The following is an 18,499-nucleotide window of genomic DNA, read 5'->3' as shown; positions in this document are numbered from 1 at the left end:
GGCGTGCCGACCAGGTCCGGACATGGCCGGCCCGGCGGCTACTCGCCGTCATCAGACCTGTAGCCGGTTGGTATCCAACTGAGCCCTCACCGCGCGGCCACCGGTGCCGCGGACACACCGGCCCACGGTGCGAGCCGGCACGGCCGTTCCCATACTGGAGGTGAACCACGATGAAGCCGGGGGGCGAATGGCCAACCGCGATGATCCGGACTCATCCGAAGCCGTCGTACTGACGCATGCCCTGCGCGCGCTCCGGATGCGGGCCGGCGTGGTTCTGGCCCGGCTCGAGGACACCAAGAACGAGGACGTCGCCTCCCTGCTCAACCTGCCCGTCGTGCGCGCGCACGCGGAACGGCAGGAGATCGGCCGGCCGGACGCGGCGCTGCAGATCATCGCCCAGGCGGTCCGCGACACCGAGCACGCGACGTACCGGATCGTGGCGGACGCCGTGCTCGGACTCGGCGTGCTCGCCGACGTCTACGCGCAGCACGGCCTGGACGACAAGGTGATCCAGTCCTTGCGCGCCGGAGCAGTCGGCCGGCGTCGCGCGACGCTGCTCGCGAACTGGCGCCGCCTGCACGAGGCGATGGGCGGAACCGCTGCCGAACCACCGAGCGACCGCACCCTCCGCGGCAGCATGGAGCCCGAGGTTCTCCGTCAGCTGGCCCGCCGGCTGATCCAGCCCGGCCCGGTGTCACCGACGGCCGGCCCACTGTCCAGCGCGAACGATCCGGACCCGCTTCCCAACGCCCCCGCCGGGCGGGTGATCGTCGTCGGCGGCGCGGTGATGGACGCGATCTTCCGGACCATGATGATCCCGCAGCACGAGACGTCCGTTCCCGCGCACGACTTCAGCCTCAGCCCCGGCGGCAAAGGCGTCACGCAAGCGATCGCCGCGGCTCGCCTGGGGCTGAAGGTCTCGCTGGTCGCGGCGGTCGCCGACGATCCGTTCGGCCACGAGATCGTCCAGCACCTGCGCGCCGAGAACGTCGACACGTCGCTGCTCAAGATCGTCCGCGGTGCCCGTACGCCGATGACCGGTGTCTTCGAGCTGGACCTCGGCGACAGCATCGCGGCCGTCTGGCGCAACGAGAAGCAGATCAACCTCACCGTCCGCGATGTCGACCTGCTCGGCCGGCAGATCGCGGACTGCGACGCGCTGCTGCTCACCTTCGAGGTCCCCCGCGAAACCGTGCAGCGCACCCTCGGCCTGGCCCACTCGAACGAGACGACCCGCCCGATCGTCATCGTCACCCCCGGCCAGCCGCATCCCGACGGCCGGATCTCCCGGCCCGCCCTCGGCCAGATCGACTACCTCGTCGCCCACGCCTGGGAGCTCGCGCGCTACCGCCCGACCGACCAGGACCGCTTCGACGCCGACCGCCTCGGCGAGCACCTTCTGGACGGCGGCGTCGGCACCCTCTGCCTTCTCGGCAACGGCGGCGGCCTGATCTACTCCCGCACCGCCCCCACCATCGACCGCCTCCCGACGGTCTCGCGCTCCCCGTTCAAAGAGGTCTCCATCACCCGCGACGCGTTCTGCGCCGCCCTCGCTGCCAAACTCATCGACGACGGCCCGACCCTCACGCCGGCCATCGCCCGCTGGGTCACCGCCGCGATGGCCTGCGCCGCCGAGGACTTCCCACTGTCCACGACGATGCCCGACCGCGACCGCATCAGCCGCAAGCTCCGCGAGGCCCAGAACTTCTGACCTGCCGTTTGGCAACCTGTACGCCGTTTTGGCAACGGTTTGGCGTCGGGGTTGCCACGGAAGTGCGTTGACACCCAAGTGCCATGCGTTTTACTGAAGCTGCACCCACCTGCCGACCCCGGTCGGCACCGCCGCCGCCTGTGACCATGAGAATCGACGATGACCGAGAACAGCGCCCTGGCATTCAATGTGATGCTCGCCGCGGCCGGAGTCCTTTACAGGTTCTGGCGACCGCTCCTCGGCGTCCTGCTGATGGTCTTGGTGATCGTTTTCGGGTTCGGTGTCTACTCCGTCGCTTTCGCGATGACGAACTGACCACGGCAGTTTATGTTCACCGTGAGCGCCGCCGTAGCCGTCGGCGCTCTCCCGGCTCGACTGCCTCGGTCGGCCCGCGCAGGCGGCAGCAGTAAATCATCGAGTCCGCGAGCTCGGCCCGGCTCTGCTCCGCCAGTACGCCGTACTTCGCGCGCACCTCGGCGAGGCTTTGTGTTCCGTACCGAATTCCCAGTTGCCGTGGGCTGACCGCCACTCCGTCGACGTACAGGTAAGGCCGCGGGCGGACCGACATCCAGTACTGCCAGTTCGCCGCGCGATAACTCGACCCGGTGAATCCGAGATTCTGATCGACCACGGTGGTCAGCAGTTCGGCCGTCGGTTCCGACTTCTGCATTTCCTTCCGTACGCCGGCCAGCAGCGTCGAAATGGCATTGGCCGGCGCGACGTCGAACGAGTAGACCCGCGACACGTCCCACATCCGCTCCACCGCCACCCCGAACTGCCGGTTGAGCTGCTTCCCCACCACCGCCCAGTCCATCGGCGACACACTGCACAACGTCACCGGCCGCCGATGAATCGGATCAATGAGCGCGAAGTTCCGGGCCCCCGGGCGTGCGCTCCGCAGGTAGTGGAGGTTCCCGAAGATCGCCTCGGCGTCCTCGACCTCACACTCCACGAACCGCAACACGTCCAACGGATAGGCGTCAGTCGACGCAAGGTCGAACACCATAGCTTGATCGGCCCGCAACTGCAGGGCACAGCTTCGCAACTCGACATCAAGATCACGCCGCAGAACCCGCCCGCGGCGCGAAGCAACCCGGGGCAGCTGCAGCAAGGTCCGCACGGCCAACGCCCGAGGCTCAACCCCGTGCCATCGCGCGGAGTCTTTCACGAGACGCGAGAATAACTCGTCCCCGGTCCGGCACCCCTCAAGGGTGAGCATCGGGCAGGAAATCCGCCTGACAGAAGCCTCCGCCCCAGTGGCGAGCTCTCGCACAATGGTGCCTCGTTCTCCAAGAGCGTCAGATCCTACACCTAATGCTAGCGGATGCCCGGCTTGCATCCGTCAACTCAAGCTCAGAAGGGCCCGCGGAAGGGGCCACCTCTGTCGGGGAAGCAACTCCTTGCGCATACTGGCCATCTGCAGACGCCACACTCGGAGCGAAAATGGCCCCTGATCCCACGAACCTTGAGACGGCTTCGATCATCGACGTGCTGTCCAAGTTGCGTGGACATGGCGGCCTGACATCGTCGCCAAGCAACTGCTCGACTAAACTCGAACTACTCAGCAAGGCGCTGTTGAAGCTCCCATTCATTGAGCAAGTGCCACCGACTGAACTGCTCTTCGAGCTCATTATCACTATTGTGCGCGGGGACCCGAAGGCCCCTCTCACGACATCTCTCATCGTCGCCGACACGATCTTCGCGCTCGGGCTGCTCGACGAGATTGTCGGAGCCGAAGACAACGCGAACGGCACCGTACGGCAGCTCTACACAGGAAAGCTTGGAGCGCGTCGCAGGTGGCTTGTCACGCACTGGGAAGACCTGCACATCGCGGCGGGTACACCCGAGATGATCCCCCGTCCGACGGATGGCCATCTGCGCAAGACCCTCGAGGAGCAGGTACTGGGCGAACTCGCCGACCAGTTGATCGTTGCCGTCCGGCAGGAATCGTCGTCGCCAAGACGGCCATCCATCGCGGTTGTTGGCGGCGCGACGACCGATCTGACCTTGTCTGTCGAGTCAGTACCGACTCTCGAGACGTCGGCGGAGGCGATCAAGCAGCGCTATACCCCCGGCGGTAAGGGCCTGTTGCAGGCTGTCGCGGCCGCACGGCTGGGAGCCCGGAGCACTTTGATCGCTGCAGTCGCCGACGATAAATTCGGACAGCGCATCAATGATTTGCTCACAGAGGAGGGAGTCGATGCCACTCAGTTAAAAAAAGTTCCTGGGGCAGTCTCAAGCATCACGTACGTCATCGAGGGACAGCAGGGAGCCAGCATCGCGGTCAACGTACGCGGCGGAGCCGTCCTCAACGAGGGCGACATCGACGGGGTTGCCGATCTGCTGAGTACGCAGGACGGCCTGTTGGTGACATTCGAGATTCCGCCCGCAACACTGACGCGTCTACTCGATCTCCCCCATCTGCGCCGGGCAGATCGACCGGTGGTTGTTCTCACGCCAGGGCAGCCCTACCTCTCGACGGTTCGCCTCGATCGCCAACTTCTCAGGAATGTCGACTGCCTCGTCGCACGCCCATGGGAGCTGGCGCGACTATTTCAAGAGGAGAAAGATCTCAGTGATAGCCAGTTGGTAAAATACTTCTTACGAGCTGGAGTCGCCGTGGTTTGCCTAATGACTGGCCAAGGATGCGAGGTTCACATTGCGGCCGACCGGGTCGGATTTCAATCGAAGATCTCTTTCCAGATTCCACCGAACTCATCAGTTGCGCGCGATGCCTTCTGTGCAGCGCTGGCAGTCGCTCGCTGCAGCAATCCAATTGGATGGCGAGAAGCAGTTCAGGCGGCAACTGTCGCAATGGGTCTCACCGCACAGAAGTTCGCTGACCAGGTGGTGGCCAACTTGACCACTGTCGATGAGCAGAGCCTCGACTCACACGACAACGATCCCAACCTGTCGATCAGGTCCTTACCGGATCTTGGCCTCGTGGAGTCCAACCTCTCCGAGGTGGACATTGCCCCGCTAACATCTGTCGAGCGGCCAATCACACCACCGGGCTGATCGCCACGCAAGTCGCGAGCTTGTCAGCCAGCTACGGCCAAACTCGGGTTTAGCAGGCCGACCGATCCGCAACATGAGTTCGGATTGGTCGCCAAACTCATCGGCAGCACGGGCAAACTGACCTACTTGACAGCATTCCTTCGCGTTGTTCACTGATGGTGTGGGAATCAGCATCGACAGGAACGAGGCGTCGCCATGGACTACACGGATGCTTTGACGCTGATAGCTGCGATCACCGCAGCGGCAGCTCTCATTCACTACTGGAAGCAGGTCCTCGTCGCTCTCCTCATATCATTGGTGACTATCTTCTGCTTCGGCATCTTCCAACTCGTATCGATCATCGAGATCTCGTGAGGATCAGCGATGAGGAGCGATACCCGCCCGACTGCTCAGCGGATTGGGCAGAACGCCTGTGCTCGGGATAGGAGGCCTGGTGTCCAGGTCGGTGTAGCCGAGGGCTAACCGGTAGCCATTCAGCGGGTAGCGTGTGAAGGATTCGCCGGTCAGGGCGGTCGCCTCCAGATGGGCCGCCAGGTGCGGGTTCTCGGCAGAATAGAGCTCCAGTTCGCCTCTGGCCAGGCCCCAGAGGTCGACTTCGGGGACGAGGTTGGAGAGGGGGTTCAGAACGCCCAGGAAAAGGGCGTCCACCAAGTACTGCCGGAGGACGTTCCAGGGCTTTCTAGGGAGGACTCGGTCGTGGGAGTCCGGTTCCAGACCCCGGTCGGGGATGGGGGTGGTGGAGATGTTGACGTCGTCCACGAGGTCCTTCACGACCAGGCGAGAAGGCAGGCCTGAGGGGTCGCAGATGACGGCGAGGTTTTCGCCGTGGGGGTTCACCGTGATGCCGTAATTGTGAAGGAGATGGAGCAGGGGTCTGAGGATGGTGGAGAGGAGGTGGCTGATCCACACCTCGGGGGATACGCCGGAGCGTTTGATGTACGACGCGACGAGCGGTTCGCCGGCGGCGTCGACGTGGAGGACGGCGGCCAAAGGCCAGGCGGATTCGCCCTCACGAAGGCGGGGGTCAAGAGGGTCTCGCCAGATGCAGCCGAGGGTTTCGGTCCACTGGTAAGGGATTCCGGGGGCTGTTGCGAGTTGGGGATGGCGGACGGTGACGGAGGCGACCTCGCCCAGGAGCTCGGCGCCCAGGGACTGCAGCGTCTCGTCGCGGTACCAGAGGCCTCGCAGCCATTGGGTGACCATGGGGGCCGCGAGGGTGCAGTGGATGGGGATGCCTCGGTAGACCGACGTGTTGAGGATCTTCAGGGGGAGCTTGACCTGGTAGCGCAACGGCGACGAGATGTTGACCATCGTTCGGATGGACTGGGTGGGGAGATAGTCGTCAGCAGACTCCCCCAGGACGACGATCTCGCCGGTGGCGAGTTCGCGGGACCACTGGGTGCGGACGACGTGGTCGAGCTGCCAAGGGTGGACCGGGAGCCAGACGTACGAGTCCGGGTCGACCAACAACCCCCGGAAGGCCTCCAGCGTCTCCGGCCCCAGTTCGCGGCCGACGACCGCGTGCTCCGACAGGTCAGGAGTCCCCCGGAACTCGGCCAGGCCACGCCGTACCGCCAGCCACACAAGGCGGAGCGGCGTACGGGCCTCTGGCGTGTACCGCTCACTGTCGGAGGCTGAGAAGCCCAGGCGCCCCTTGTTGGCGACCAGGATGGGGTGGCCGGTCAGGTGGCCTTCCAGACGAGTGTGGTGGAGCTGCAGGAGGTCGTCAGAGCTAACAGCAGTAGAAGCCATCCGTACGTCGGCAGCGAGCGTGCTCGACAGCTCAGCGGTGTAGCCGGCCAGAGTCGGCCCGTCGAGACCCAGTACGCCGGCCGCGTCCAGCAGGAACTGCAGCGGGTCGATCGCCGGTTCGCTCTCGTCGTTGCCGAGGATGCCGGCGGTGGTCCGCTGCACGGACCCCGGCGTCACCCGGTACGTCGCGAAGGCGCCCTCGACGTACTCGAAGGTGTACGCGACCGAGCCCAGCTCCAGCCGGCCGTCCACGGGTGTCAGCAACGCCTCGCTGCAGAGCTGCGAGATCAGCTTGGCCAGCAGCTCCGCTGAGCAGCGTTCCCAGCTCATGCGGGCTGGGCGAAGCTGGTGAAGGCGGTGGACTTCTGCAGCCGGAACACCTCACGCCCGGCGACCGCGTTCAGGATCGTCGCGTTGCGGACCGCCCCGATGCCGAGGTCCGGCGCCGCGACGCCGTGACTGTGCAGGTCGGCGTTCGACACGAACAGCTTCGCAAGACCGCCGACGCTGTGATCCCTGTTGACCACCCACCGACCGGCAGCGTCCCGCTGCACCAGTGACTCGACAGACGCGTCCAGGAACCCCAGAGGCCGGTTCCGGTAGCCAGTAGCGGCCACAACCGCGTCACACACGTGCTGGAAGGTCTTGCCGCTGTCAGTGTGCCGAAGCGTCAGCTCGACCCCGTCAGGCCCTTCCACAGCAGCAGTGACCGCCACACCGCACTGCAGCTCGGCAGACACGTCACGCGAGTACAGCAGGTCGTGGATCTGCTCCAGCGTCTCGGACGAGATCCCCTTGTAGTGCCGCCACTGCTCCTTGACCAGCCGGTCCCGCACCGGTTCGTCCAACGAGTGGAAGTAGTCCACGTACGACGGTGTGGTCATCTCCAGCACCAGCTTCGAGTAGTCCAGCGGCGCGAACGACGCCGTACGAGTCAGCCAGCTCACGGCAGGCCCGTCGGCCCGCAGCAGGTCCAGGGCGCACTCCGCACCGGACTGCCCGGACCCGACGACAGTGACCCGCCCAGCACCCAGCAACTCGTCCCGCCGGTACAGGTAGTCCGCAGAGTGCAACAGCCGCCCAGCAGGCAGGTCAGCAAGCGCAGCCGGTACAGCGGGCTCAGTGCCGACCCCGAGCACCAGGTGCCGAGCCTCGAAGACCTCGTCACCAGCAACGATCCGAAAGACCGACCCGTCCCACTCCACCGCCGTGACCTCGCGCCCGAAGTGCAACGAGTCCAGCTGCGCCGCGCACCACCGCAGGTAGGACTCGTACTCACGCCGGGTCGGGTGGAACTTCTCCCGCACGTAGAACTGGTACAGCCGGTCGTTGTCGCGCAGGTACGACAGGAACGACAGCCGGTGCGCAGGCTCGACCAGGCTGACCAGGTCGGCCAGGAACGAGACCTGCAGCATCGCGTCGTCGAACATCAGCCCCCGGTGCCAGGTGAACTCCGGCCGGCCGTCCAGTACGGCGACTCGCAGGTCCAGCCCGTCCGCCAGCGCGGCCAGCCCGAGGTTGAACGGGCCGGCGCCTATCGCGATCACGTCGTACGGGTCAGCAGTCATCTCAGGCCTCCACGGTCCGGGTGCGGACCATCAGTAGTGCGGTCTTCTCGGGCAGCTGTAGCTCCCCGGCCGGCTCGAACCCGGCTGCGGCGAACGCGCGCAGCGACGGGGTGTTGCGAACGTCTGGCTCGGCGACGACGCGGTCGCAGCGGGGATCGGCCCGCAGTACGGCGTCGGCGAGGGCGCGCAGCAGCCGCCGCCCGATCCCCTGGCCCACCTGAGCGACGTCACCGATGGCGACGTGCAGCCCCCAGTCGTGCTCGCGCCAGGCGTAGTACTCCGCGAGCCGGTCGTGCCGGACGCGGTACAGCTCGACGTACGCGAAGCTCTGCCCGTCGAGAGCGACCAGGCACGGGACCGAGTGCTCCCCCGCCGCCTGCTCGTCCAGCGCCTCGGCCCAGCGCTCCACCGGCCAGTCCGACTCCCACCAGGGCACGATGTGCGGCTGAGCCATCCACTGCGCGACGAGAGACGCGTCGGACGTCTCGGCCGGGCGGAGGTCGAAGCCGTCGTCCAGGTGCAGCACCGGCGCGACCTCGCACCTCATCGAGCCGCGCCCAGCCGCAGGGGGTTCGGGATCTCCAGGTAGACCGACTGGTTGTCCAGCGGTGCGACCACCTCGTCGATGCCCTTCAGTCGGGTCAGCATGTTCGCCTTGCAGGGCAGCTGGTCGGCCGTGAGCCAGCGCTGGGCCAGCCGATCGCCGTCAGGTCCAGCAGCCTTCAGGGACGGCAGTGCGTCGGCCAGACGATCCCGTACGACGTCCAGCAGGTCCAGCTCGTCCGCTACCCCGTCGACGCCCAGTGCGCTCACCACAGCGAGCGCCTGGTTGTGCAGCAGGTAGTAGGTCAGTCGGTCGTCGACGATCGCATCCTCGACGACAGCCAGGGTGGAGTCGCGCAGGCCGGTCACCGCCAGCAGACCCTTCAGGTACGACGACGCCAGGTAGTAGCCCTGGTTGTCGCGGTAGGCGCCTCCGATGACTCGCCCGCTGTCGTCCAGCCGGACCAGCGTGTTCTGCTGGTGCGCCTCCAGACCGATGCCTGTCTCGGCGTACAGGCAGAGCATGGGGACGAGCACCTGGTCGACGTACGACGCCACCCAAGCAGCCGGGTCCTCCTGTACGGCGGGGAGCGCGCTGAGGCGGCTGACGCCGCCGAGCCGGGGTGCGACGAGTCCGGCGAGGCAGGCGTAGCTGTCGACGTCAGCGGGGACCTCACGGACGGCCACGTCGAGCCCGGTGAGCGTCGGGCCGCCCTCGTCGAGCGCTACCCACGCCGGGTCGCGCACGATCGAGAAGCCGGGGTAGGCGGTCGCCGTACCGGCGTTGTACGCCGCGTCGAGCAGGCGGTTGATCTCGAGACCGCGGCGGAGCTCTGTCGAGGTGGACTCGCGGCGGGAGTTGGTGATCCGCAGGCCGAGGGACAGCTTGAGCATGACCGGCAGGTCCGGGTGGTAGACCGTGCGGAGACTGGAGGTCGGGTACCACTGCGCGCCGAGCGGTCCGAGCGGCCGGACTCGTCCGGCACGGATCAGCTCGGCTACGCGCGGCCGGTGGAGCAGGGACTCGGCCTGCCACGGGTGCGCCGGTATCAGCGCAGCACCCGCGGCAGGCGTCGTACCGGCCAGCGCGGCCATCAGCTGCGGGGCGTCCAGTCCCTGCAGTGAGGGTGCGCCGGCCACCTGATCCGAGGAGACCAGTTCCTGGTCGACCTCGAACCAGTGCACTGCGAAGCGGCCGGCGAGCTCTGGCGAGTACGCCGCCAGCTCGTCGCCACTCAGTCCGTCGCGGCTCTTGGGGGCCGGGTGGTTCTGGTGCCCGACCGTCAGGGCCTGCTCGTGGGTGAGGAAGCGGCCGGGGCCGAGCTCGGCCTGTCCGCCGGCGAAGAAGGTCGCGACGTTGCGCACGGACTCGGCGGTGCGGGCGGCCAGGTCGTCCACCTCGGAGGGGTCGGCGTCGACCGCCAACAGCCGGACCAGTTCCTCCGGCTCCGGCGCGCTGCCGTCCACCTGGACGTCGGCGAAGACATGTAGGCCGGTCGGGGACGCGTGGAGCACCTGCGCCGTCACCTCGGCGCCGGCCCCGGCCGCGTCGGCGGCGGCAGGCGCAGGCCCGACCCGGAAGCTGAGCCGTCCAGGAGCAACCGGCACGCCGGCTTCGCGGGTGTAGCACCTCAGGATGGCGTTCAGGTGGGTGGTGACAGCTGCTGCGGTGGTGGGGGTCACGCTGCTCCTTCGCCGGCCGACCGGACTTCGTGGCCGGTGGCCACGACCAGGTCGAGCAGCTCCTCGATGTCCGACGCGGTGGCGTTCGGGTTCAGCAGCGTCAGCTTCAACGCGACCGCCGCCGGGCGGTCACCACCGCCGGGGATGGTGGTCCGGCCGATCAGCACCCGTCCCGACGTCAGCAACCGGCGCCGAACCTCACCCTGGAGCGCGTCCACGCCGGCCGCGTCCAGGCCCCGCCCGGCGACCCGGAACAGCACCGTGGTCAAGGTCACCGGCGCCAGCAGCTCGAGGTTGCTGTCGGCAACGACCCTGGCCGCGGCGGCGTGCGCGAGCTCGTGGCAGGTGTCGAGCATCTTGCCCAGTCCGGCTCGCCCGTAAGCGGTCAAAGTCGTGGCGACTTTCACAGCGTCGGGACGCCGCGTCGTCTGTAGACTCCGCCCGAGCAGACCGTCGAGACCGGAGTCGATGTCGTCGGCCGGGTTGAGGTAGTCGACCGATCGCCCGAGCGCCGAGAAGCGCTGCTTGTCCGCCACCAGCAGCATGCTCGTCGCGGCCGGCTGCCAGCCGATCTTGTGCAGGTCGAGCGTGACCGAGTCCGCCGCCGGCAGCTCCGCCATCAACGGCGCCAGCCGATCGGAGAACAAAGCACCGAACCCGTACGCCGCGTCCGCGTGCACCCAGGCGCCGTACGGACGTGCCAGCTCCGCGATCCCCTCGATCGGGTCGATCGAGCCGTAGTCCGTCGTACCGGCCGTCGCCACCACGGCGATCGGCGTGCGCCCCGGCCGGGCCAGCTCGTCGGCAAGTACGTCGAGGCGAAGGCGGAAGTCGCCGTCGGTCGGGATCGCGATCACCGCATCCTCGCCCAACCCGAGCGCGGCACAAGCCCGCTGGATCGAGAAGTGCGCCAGCTCGGAGCACAGCACCACTGGCCGCCGCATCCCGTACACGCCGTCACGCCGTACGTCGAGACCCGCCGCGGCCGCCGCGTTGTCCCGCGCGATCAGCATCGCGAGCAGGTTGGAGATCGAGCCACCCGGAGTCAGTACGCCGTCCGCCGCCGGACCGAAGCCAGCCATCCCGGCCAGCGCCCGAACCACCCACTGCTCGATCGCCAGCGTTGCCGGGCCGGAGTCGTACGTGTCCATCGACGCGTTGCTCGCCGACGCCAGCCGATCGGCGTCGACGGCGACCTGCAGGACCGGCGGCTGCAGGTGCGCCGCGGCGTGCGGATGACTGAGATCGATGCCGTCCCGATCGAGCAGTCCGGCGATCATATCCAGCGCCGCGGACTCGCCGACGCCGGTCGACGGCACCCGCGGCTCCCCCAGCATCTCCGCCGTTCGTCGCAACACGTCCGCGGGCAGGCCGGCCGGCAACGGCCCGCGTTCCCGATCCACTACCGTGGACGCCAACGGCCACCGCACTTCGTGCGGGCCGTACGGCGCCCGGACCGATGAGCTCAACGGTGCGAGACCCACTTGCTGCGACATCCAGCGACTCCAGGAAAAGTTGTTGAGTAAGGCAACCCTTACTTAGGTAGCCCTAACCTACTTCTCCTGCAGGTGATGTCAATTCACCGCCCGTACGGCGCGCGGGTGAGGATGAACGTCGCGATGTTGAGTTCGGTGATCGAGCCGGCCTCGTCGCGGACGACCCGCAGCTTTTCACCGGCGAAGTAGCCGTCCCGGCCTTGGTAGAGGTCGGGACCCAACGGCGAGAAACGGCACGTGAGAGCGCCGCTCAACTGGAGGATGCAACCGCTGACCGACATGGTGACAGGGGTGTTCCCCCAGTACCAGTGGCCGAGCAGCTCCTCGCCCTCCGAGAGTTCGGGCTCGGGGACCCACTCCTGGGGCAGCCACGGCTCGTGGGTCATCGCGACCCGCATCAGATCGATCGGGACCGAGGCGCACTTGCCGTACGTCGCGTTGGCGAGCGCGACGGCACCGATGCGCCGGGCGCGGTCGAAGAACAGGCCCGCGATGAACCCGGGCATCGAGCCCGTGTGGCCGGCGAACAGGAACGGATCGTCGGCCTGCAACCGAAGCCCCAGCCCGTACGCCGCGTTCAGCGCCTCGCGCGGATCGGCCGACGCGGGCGTCGCCATCTCCTCGACGCTCTCGCGACTCAGCACCTCGGGGACCGGATCGATCCAGAAGCACGCGTACCGCGCCAGGTCCTCGATCGTGCTCCACAGTTGCCCGGCCGGAGCCATCGCCATCGAGTCGTACGCCGGTTCTTCACAGAGCCGGCCACTGAACGGATGCACCGAAAAACCCCGAGCCGCCGGGTCCTCCGGGAAGTACGTCGTACGCCGCATCTCCAGCGGCAACAGAATCCGATCGCGGACCAGCTCGATCCAGGAAGCACCGCGCAACCGCGAGACGACCTCACCGAGCAGCCCGTACCCGAGGTTCGAGTAGTGGTACCGCTGATCCGGTCCGCCGGCCGCCTGCGACTCGTCCATCGCCGCGGTCAGCGCCTCGAACGAAACACCCGGATTGCGTTCCCACCAAGGCCCTTCGGGCTCGGCGTTCATGCCGCCGGAGTGCGACAGCAGGTGCCGGATCGTCAGGTCGCCGAACGCGACCCCCGGCAGATGCTTGCCCACGGCATCGTTCAGCGCGAGCAGCCCGTCGTCGCGGCACTGCATCACCAGCACCGCGGTCAGCGTCTTCGTGATCGAGCCGATCCGATACTGCCGCTCCGGACCGGGCAACCCGCCGTCGGCGGTCGCGAACTGCCCCCGCGAACCGGTCCACACCAGCGCGCCGTCGCGCACCACACCGGCCGTGATCGACGGCAGCTTCCATTCACTCTGGGCCGCTGCCACCTCGGCGTACAAGGCGGCAGCGGTGTCAGGGCGCAAGGTCACTCAAAGGCCTCCGGGGAAGGGCAGGAGCAGATCAGGTTGCGGTCGCCGTACGCGCCGTCGATGCGGCGGACCGGCGGCCAGTACTTCGTGGTCCGGTCGACCGACTGCGGGAACGCGGCCTCCTCGCGGGTGTAGGCGTGCTCCCACTTGTCGTTGATCACCGCGGACGCCGTGTGCGGCGCGTTGACCAGCGGGTTGTCGTCGGCCGGCCACTCGCCCGCGGCGACCCGGTCGACCTCGTGCCTGATCGCGATCATCGCGTCGATGAAGCGGTCCAGCTCGCCCAGGTCCTCGGACTCGGTCGGCTCGACCATCAGCGTGCCGGGCACCGGGAACGACATCGTCGGCGCGTGGAAGCCGTAGTCGATCAGCCGCTTCGCGACGTCGTCGACGGTGACGCCGGTCTCCTTGGTCATCGGCCGCAGGTCGAGGATGCACTCGTGCGCAACCAGGCCGTTCTCGCCGGTGTAGAGCACCGGGAACGCGTTCTCGAGCCGCTTGGCGACGTAGTTCGCGGTCAGGACGGCGGCCTTGGTCGCCGAGGTCAGACCCTCCGCGCCCATCATCCGGATGTAGGCCCAGGAGATCGCCAGCACGCCGGCCGAGCCGAACGGCGCCGCCGAGATCGGGCCGACGCCGGAGTCCGGACCGGCCTGGCCCAGAAGCGGGTGGTTCGGCAGGTACGGCGCCAGGTGCGCGGCGACCGCGACCGGACCGACACCCGGGCCACCGCCGCCGTGCGGGATGCAGAAGGTCTTGTGCAGGTTCAGGTGCGAGACGTCGCCGCCGAACTCGCCCGGCTTGGCCAGGCCGAGCAGGGCGTTCAGGTTCGCGCCGTCGACGTACACCTGGCCGCCGTGGTCGTGCACGATCTGGCAGACCTCGGTCACGCTCTCCTCGTACACGCCGTGCGTGGACGGGTAGGTGATCATGATCGCGGCCAGCTTGTCCGCGTGCTCGGTCGCCTTGGCCCGCAGGTCGTCCAGGTCGATGGTGCCGTCATCGTTGCCCTTGACAACAACAACCTTCATCCCGGCCATCACCGCGGAGGCGGCGTTGGTGCCGTGCGCCGACGACGGGATGAGGCAGACGTTGCGCTCCTCGTTTCCCTCGGCCCGGTGGTAGCCGCGGATCGCCAGCAGGCCCGCGAGCTCGCCCTGCGACCCGGCGTTCGGCTGGATCGAGACCTTGGCGTAGCCGGTCACCTCGGCCAGCCAGCGCTCCAGCTGGCCGATCAGCTTCACGTACCCGGCCGCGTCCTCGATCGGCGCGAACGGGTGCACGTCGGCGAACTCGGGCCAGGTGACCGCTTCCATCTCGGTGGTCGCGTTCAGCTTCATCGTGCACGAGCCGAGCGGGATCATGCCGCGGTCGAGCGCGTAGTCGTAGTCGGACAGCTTGCGCAGGTAGCGCAGCATCGCGGTCTCGGACCGGTGCGTGTTGAAGACCGGGTGGGTCAGGAAGTCCGACGTCCGGACGACGGCCTCGGACAGGTTGCCACCGGCCAGCGATGCGTCGTACCGGACGCCGAACGAGCTGCAGACCAGGCCGAGCGCGGCAGCGTCGGTCTTCTCGTCGCAGGAGATGCCGACGTGGTCCGCGTCGACGAGACGCAGCCAGATCCCGTTCTGCCGGGCGGTGTCGACGACGTCGGCGGCGCGGCCGGGGACACGCGCCAGGACGGTGTCGAAGAACTGCTCGTGCACGACCTCGACGCCACCGGCGCGCAGCGACGCGGCCAGGCTGTCGGCGTTGGTGTGGACGCGCTCGGCGATCGCCTTCAGCCCGTCGGGGCCGTGGTAGACGGCGTACATCGACGCGACGACGGCGAGCAGGACCTGCGCCGTACAGATATTGGAGGTCGCCTTCTCACGACGGATGTGCTGCTCACGGGTCTGCAGGGCCAGCCGGTACGCCGGGGCGCCGTCGGCGTCGACCGAGACGCCGACGAGGCGACCGGGCAACGACCGCTCGAGGCCGGCCCGGACCGACATGAAGCCGGCGTGCGGTCCGCCGTAGAACAGCGGTACGCCGAAGCGCTGCGACGAGCCGATGACGATGTCGGCGCCGGCCTCACCCGGTGCCTCGAGCAACGTCAGCGCGAGCAGGTCGGAGGCGACGGCCACCAGCGTCTCGCGCTCGTGCGCGGCGGTGACCAGCGGCTTGAGGTCGCGGACGACGCCGCCGGAGCCCGGGTACTGGACCAGGAAGCCGAAGAAGTCGCCGTCCGGCAGGCCGTCGGTGGTGTCCGCGACGACGACCTCGATGCCGAGCGCCTCGGCGCGGGTCTCGACGACCGCGATCGTCTGCGCGAAGCAGTCGGCGTCGACGAGGAAGCGGTTGCTCTTGGACTTGCGGTTGGATCGGAGCGCCAGGGTCATCGCCTCGGCGGCGGCGGTGCCCTCGTCGAGCAGCGACGCGTTCGCGGTCGGCAGGCCGGTCAGGTCCGACACGGCGGTCTGGAAGTTCAGCAGCGCCTCGAGCCGGCCCTGGGAGATCTCCGGCTGGTACGGCGTGTAGGCCGTGTACCAGGCCGGGTTCTCGACCAGGCGGCGGACGATCACCGACGGGGTGAACGTGCCGTAGTAGCCCTGGCCGATCATCGAGGTGGCCACGGTGTTGCGGGCGGCCAGCTGACGGAGCTCGGTCAGCGCGTCGACCTCGGAGGCCGGCTCGGGCAGCCGCAGCGGCTCGGTCGAGCGGATCGAGGCCGGTACGGCGGCGTCGACGAGCGCGTCGACGTCGGCGTACCCGAGGGTCTGCACCATCCGGGCGACCTCGTCGGCGCGCGGACCGATGTGACGGTCGGCGAAGGTCGCCGAAATCTGTGGGGAGATGTCGTGCTCAGTCATGAGTGGAGGCTCCGTTGCTGACAGGTCTGCCGGTGGCCTCCCCCTCTGTCACGCGGCGAGCGCGCTTCAGAGTCGCCTGCGGCACCCGGTCCATGGGCCTGAGAGGTTCCGGGGAGGAATTGCCCCTTCGGCGCCCAGGCGAACCTGGGACTCTCCCGAGTGCTGTGTACGGCAACCCCGAGGTTACCAGTTGCCCTCGTCGAGTTCCGGCAGCAGCCGCCGCGCGGTCACCCGCGCGGGTCCGACCAGTTCCGGATCGGCGAAGGCCATCGGCCAGCGCATGCGCGTCCCGGCGTCGGCCCAGCCGCCGACCGCGGCGAGGAACTTGTCGAGCGCGGGGTTCGACAGGCCTCGGGCCTGCAGCGGCGCGATGTGCTGGGCGAAGAACTCCGCGATCCGCCGTTCGACGTCGAGTGCCGCCTGGTGGTCGGTCTCGACCAGCTCGTACCACCTGACGGAACCGGTCGGCGAGAGCGCGGCGACGTTCGAGTAGCTGCCGTCCGCGCCGAGCGGCGTCATGCTCGCGAGGAAGTGACCGGGGACGAAGAGCGACAGGCCGGAGTCGCGCGCTCGGGAGAACCACTCCGCGTCTCCCCCGGCACTCTTCAGCCCGATCAACGTCGGTACGGCGCGCGCCAGGTCGGCGAGTTGCCGGGGCCCGACCTGCGTCTTCGCGTGCGGCGGGTTGTAGAGCACGAGCGGTACGCCGCCCGCCGTCTCGGCGACGCGGTCGAGGAATGTCAGCGCCTCGCCGGCGTTCAGCGGCAGCCAGTCGGGCAGGATCACCTGGATCGCGGAAGGACGAAGCGCGGCGGCCCGTCGTACGCGATCGAGCTGGAGCTGAGCCGAGGGGTGGCTCGCTCCGATCTGGAACGGGAGGTCGGTGCCCGCGGCGAGGAGGGCGTTGATCCGGTCGTACTCGTCCTCGGTCAGGGTCTGGAACTCCCCCGCCGTACCGTGCACGTACAGACCGTCCAGCCCCGCCTTGGTCAGGTGGTCGAGCTGGGTCTCGAGGCGGGCGAAGTCGATCGTGTCGTCGGCGTCGAGGGGTAACAACAAAGTCGCCCACACACCACGCAAGGTCTCCGCGGTGAGTGGGCGCACTGTTTGCTGTGGGTGGTTCAGCCGGTCATCCGGGCGCGGCGGCGAGCGGCGAGCTCGTCGTTCGCGTGCGAGCCGGACTCGTCGTCGCTGCCGTCGGCGCGCTCGGTCGGCAGCTCGGACAGCGAACCCTCGACCTCGCGCCAGACACCACCGAGGGCGATGCCGAACACTCCCTGGCCGCCGGCCAGCAGATCGATCACCTCGTCGGGCGAGGTGCACATGTAGACCGAGGCGCCGTCACTCATCAGCGTGATCTGGGTCAGGTCGTCGATGCCGCGCTTGCTCAGGTGGGCGATCGCGGTCCGGATCTGCTGCAGCGAGATGCCGGCGTCGAGCAGCCGCTTGATCACCTTGAGCAGAAGAACGTCGCGGAAGCCGTAGAGCCGCTGCGTGCCCGAGCCGGTGGCCGGGCGGACCGACGGCGACACCAGGCCGGTGCGGGCCCAGTAGTCGAGCTGACGGTAAGTGATGCCCGCGGCCGCGCAGGCCGTCGGGCCGCGGAAGCCGACATCCTCCGGCATCGGGCGCAGGTCGTCGTCGAAGAGCAGGCCCTGCACCCCCGCTGCGGCAGCCGCGTCGGCGTGTGCCTCCGACGCCGACTGCGCCGTCAGATCAGTGTCGCCGGTGCGTGTCACGCCTGAGCCTCCCTGGGTACGGACTGGAACGGACTACATCCGTGGAGTTACAACTCCTCACAACTCCTTCAAGGTAAGCCGCCGACTTGACCCGGTCAACGACAACCGCTCCGAGCCGAAAGCGTGTCGCGGCTCCGGGCCGAATCGTTACCAACCCGGCCTTGTACCAGTGATATCCAAAATCTGGCCGTAACGCACGGTCAGGACTTGTCGAAGTCCTCGGGCGAGATCTGGTCGAGGAACTCGCGGAAGCGCTCCACTTCCTCTTCCTCCTCCACCTCGTCGACCTCGTCGGTCTCGCTCTCCGGCACCGGGACGCCGGCCTCGGCGAGGATCTCCTCGGCGCAGAACACCGGCGTACCGGTCCGCAGCGCGAGGGCGATCGAGTCCGACGGGCGGGCCGAGATCTCGGTCTTGTCGTCGAAGACCAGGATCGCCTCGAAGACGCCGTCGGTCAGGTTCACGATCCGGACCTGGGTCAGCGTGTGACCCAGAACACGGATCACCTCGGCGAAGATGTCGTGGGTGAGGGGACGCGGTGGTTCCATCCCCTGCTGCGCGAACGCGATCGCGCTGGCCTCGGCCGCGCCGATCCAGATCGGCAGGTACCGCTCACCGCCGACCTCCCGGAGCAGCACGATCGGCTGACTCGAGGGCATCTCGACCCGGACTCCGATTACGTCGACTTCGCGCACACCCTCAGCCTACTCCGCACCGACGACACAAGCTGGCGTACGGGTCGTGCCGTACGC

At 68.1% G+C, this 18,499-nt stretch carries 15 protein-coding genes and 1 riboswitch; of the genes, 4 read left to right on the top strand and 11 right to left on the bottom strand.

The annotated features are described in order from the left end of the window. Positions 1-187: 187 nt before the first annotated feature. Positions 188-1,711 carry a PfkB family carbohydrate kinase gene (locus ACYVIO_RS24305; RefSeq protein ID WP_460653164.1) on the top strand — a complete coding sequence of 508 codons (1,524 nt, stop codon included), beginning with the start codon at positions 188-190 and terminating at the stop codon, positions 1,709-1,711. 159 nt (positions 1,712-1,870) lie between these two features. After that, on the top strand, positions 1,871-2,026 hold the full coding sequence (locus tag ACYVIO_RS24300) for a hypothetical protein (RefSeq protein WP_460653163.1): 156 nt from the start codon (positions 1,871-1,873) through the stop codon (positions 2,024-2,026). A gap of 16 nt (positions 2,027-2,042) precedes the next feature. Here ACYVIO_RS24300 and ACYVIO_RS24295 read toward each other — a convergent pair whose 3' ends face one another. Then, positions 2,043-2,930, bottom strand: coding sequence for a Mom family adenine methylcarbamoylation protein (locus ACYVIO_RS24295; RefSeq protein ID WP_460653162.1), 888 nt, complete (start codon positions 2,928-2,930; stop codon positions 2,043-2,045). A 224-nt stretch (positions 2,931-3,154) separates the two neighbouring features. Between ACYVIO_RS24295 and ACYVIO_RS24290 the strand changes: the two genes are divergently transcribed. Both ACYVIO_RS24290 and ACYVIO_RS24285 read left to right on the top strand, forming a co-directional pair. Further along, positions 3,155-4,729: a carbohydrate kinase family protein gene (locus ACYVIO_RS24290; protein WP_460653161.1), complete on the top strand. Its 1,575-nt coding sequence runs from the start codon at positions 3,155-3,157 to the stop codon at positions 4,727-4,729. A 195-nt stretch (positions 4,730-4,924) separates the two neighbouring features. Further along, positions 4,925-5,083, top strand: a complete 159-nt coding sequence (locus ACYVIO_RS24285; protein WP_460653160.1) for a hypothetical protein — start codon at positions 4,925-4,927, stop codon at positions 5,081-5,083. 3 nt (positions 5,084-5,086) lie between these two features. On the opposite strand, the gene ACYVIO_RS24280 is transcribed toward ACYVIO_RS24285, so the two are convergent. The 10 genes from ACYVIO_RS24280 to ACYVIO_RS24235 form a co-directional block, all read right to left on the bottom strand. Continuing rightward, complete coding sequence (locus ACYVIO_RS24280; RefSeq protein WP_460653159.1) at positions 5,087-6,811, bottom strand: IucA/IucC family protein; 1,725 nt, start codon at positions 6,809-6,811, stop codon at positions 5,087-5,089. Continuing rightward, positions 6,808-8,049: a lysine N(6)-hydroxylase/L-ornithine N(5)-oxygenase family protein gene (locus ACYVIO_RS24275; RefSeq protein WP_460653158.1), complete on the bottom strand. Its 1,242-nt coding sequence runs from the start codon at positions 8,047-8,049 to the stop codon at positions 6,808-6,810. The genes ACYVIO_RS24280 and ACYVIO_RS24275 overlap by 4 nt, the downstream gene beginning before the upstream one ends. A 1-nt stretch (position 8,050) precedes the next feature. Then, on the bottom strand, positions 8,051-8,596 hold the full coding sequence (locus tag ACYVIO_RS24270; RefSeq protein WP_460653157.1) for a GNAT family N-acetyltransferase: 546 nt from the start codon (positions 8,594-8,596) through the stop codon (positions 8,051-8,053). After that, positions 8,593-10,275: an IucA/IucC family protein gene (locus ACYVIO_RS24265; protein ID WP_460653156.1), complete on the bottom strand. Its 1,683-nt coding sequence runs from the start codon at positions 10,273-10,275 to the stop codon at positions 8,593-8,595. The genes ACYVIO_RS24270 and ACYVIO_RS24265 overlap by 4 nt, the downstream gene beginning before the upstream one ends. Further along, on the bottom strand, positions 10,272-11,771 hold the full coding sequence (locus tag ACYVIO_RS24260) for a pyridoxal phosphate-dependent decarboxylase family protein (protein WP_460653155.1): 1,500 nt from the start codon (positions 11,769-11,771) through the stop codon (positions 10,272-10,274). Before ACYVIO_RS24260 ends, ACYVIO_RS24265 begins: the two co-directional genes overlap by 4 nt. A gap of 83 nt (positions 11,772-11,854) precedes the next feature. Next, positions 11,855-13,156 carry a serine hydrolase domain-containing protein gene (locus ACYVIO_RS24255; RefSeq protein ID WP_460653154.1) on the bottom strand — a complete coding sequence of 434 codons (1,302 nt, stop codon included), beginning with the start codon at positions 13,154-13,156 and terminating at the stop codon, positions 11,855-11,857. Next, on the bottom strand, positions 13,153-16,008 hold the full coding sequence (gcvP, locus tag ACYVIO_RS24250; protein ID WP_460653153.1) for an aminomethyl-transferring glycine dehydrogenase: 2,856 nt from the start codon (positions 16,006-16,008) through the stop codon (positions 13,153-13,155). Before gcvP ends, ACYVIO_RS24255 begins: the two co-directional genes overlap by 4 nt. 76 nt (positions 16,009-16,084) lie before the next feature. Beyond that, a riboswitch (glycine riboswitch) is annotated at positions 16,085-16,176 on the bottom strand. 15 nt (positions 16,177-16,191) lie between these two features. After that, positions 16,192-17,079, bottom strand: coding sequence for a dihydrodipicolinate synthase family protein (locus ACYVIO_RS24245; RefSeq protein ID WP_460653152.1), 888 nt, complete (start codon positions 17,077-17,079; stop codon positions 16,192-16,194). A 50-nt stretch (positions 17,080-17,129) separates the two neighbouring features. Further along, positions 17,130-17,747, bottom strand: a complete 618-nt coding sequence (locus ACYVIO_RS24240) for a MerR family transcriptional regulator (protein WP_460653151.1) — start codon at positions 17,745-17,747, stop codon at positions 17,130-17,132. Between the two features lie 200 nt (positions 17,748-17,947). After that, positions 17,948-18,442, bottom strand: a complete 495-nt coding sequence (locus ACYVIO_RS24235) for a bifunctional nuclease family protein (protein ID WP_344170446.1) — start codon at positions 18,440-18,442, stop codon at positions 17,948-17,950. Positions 18,443-18,499: the final 57 nt, after the last annotated feature.

It is taken from the genome of Kribbella endophytica (assembly GCF_054781295.1).
Note: the sequence above shows the minus strand (reverse complement) of the source record. Positions and strands in the feature narration are given on the sequence as shown.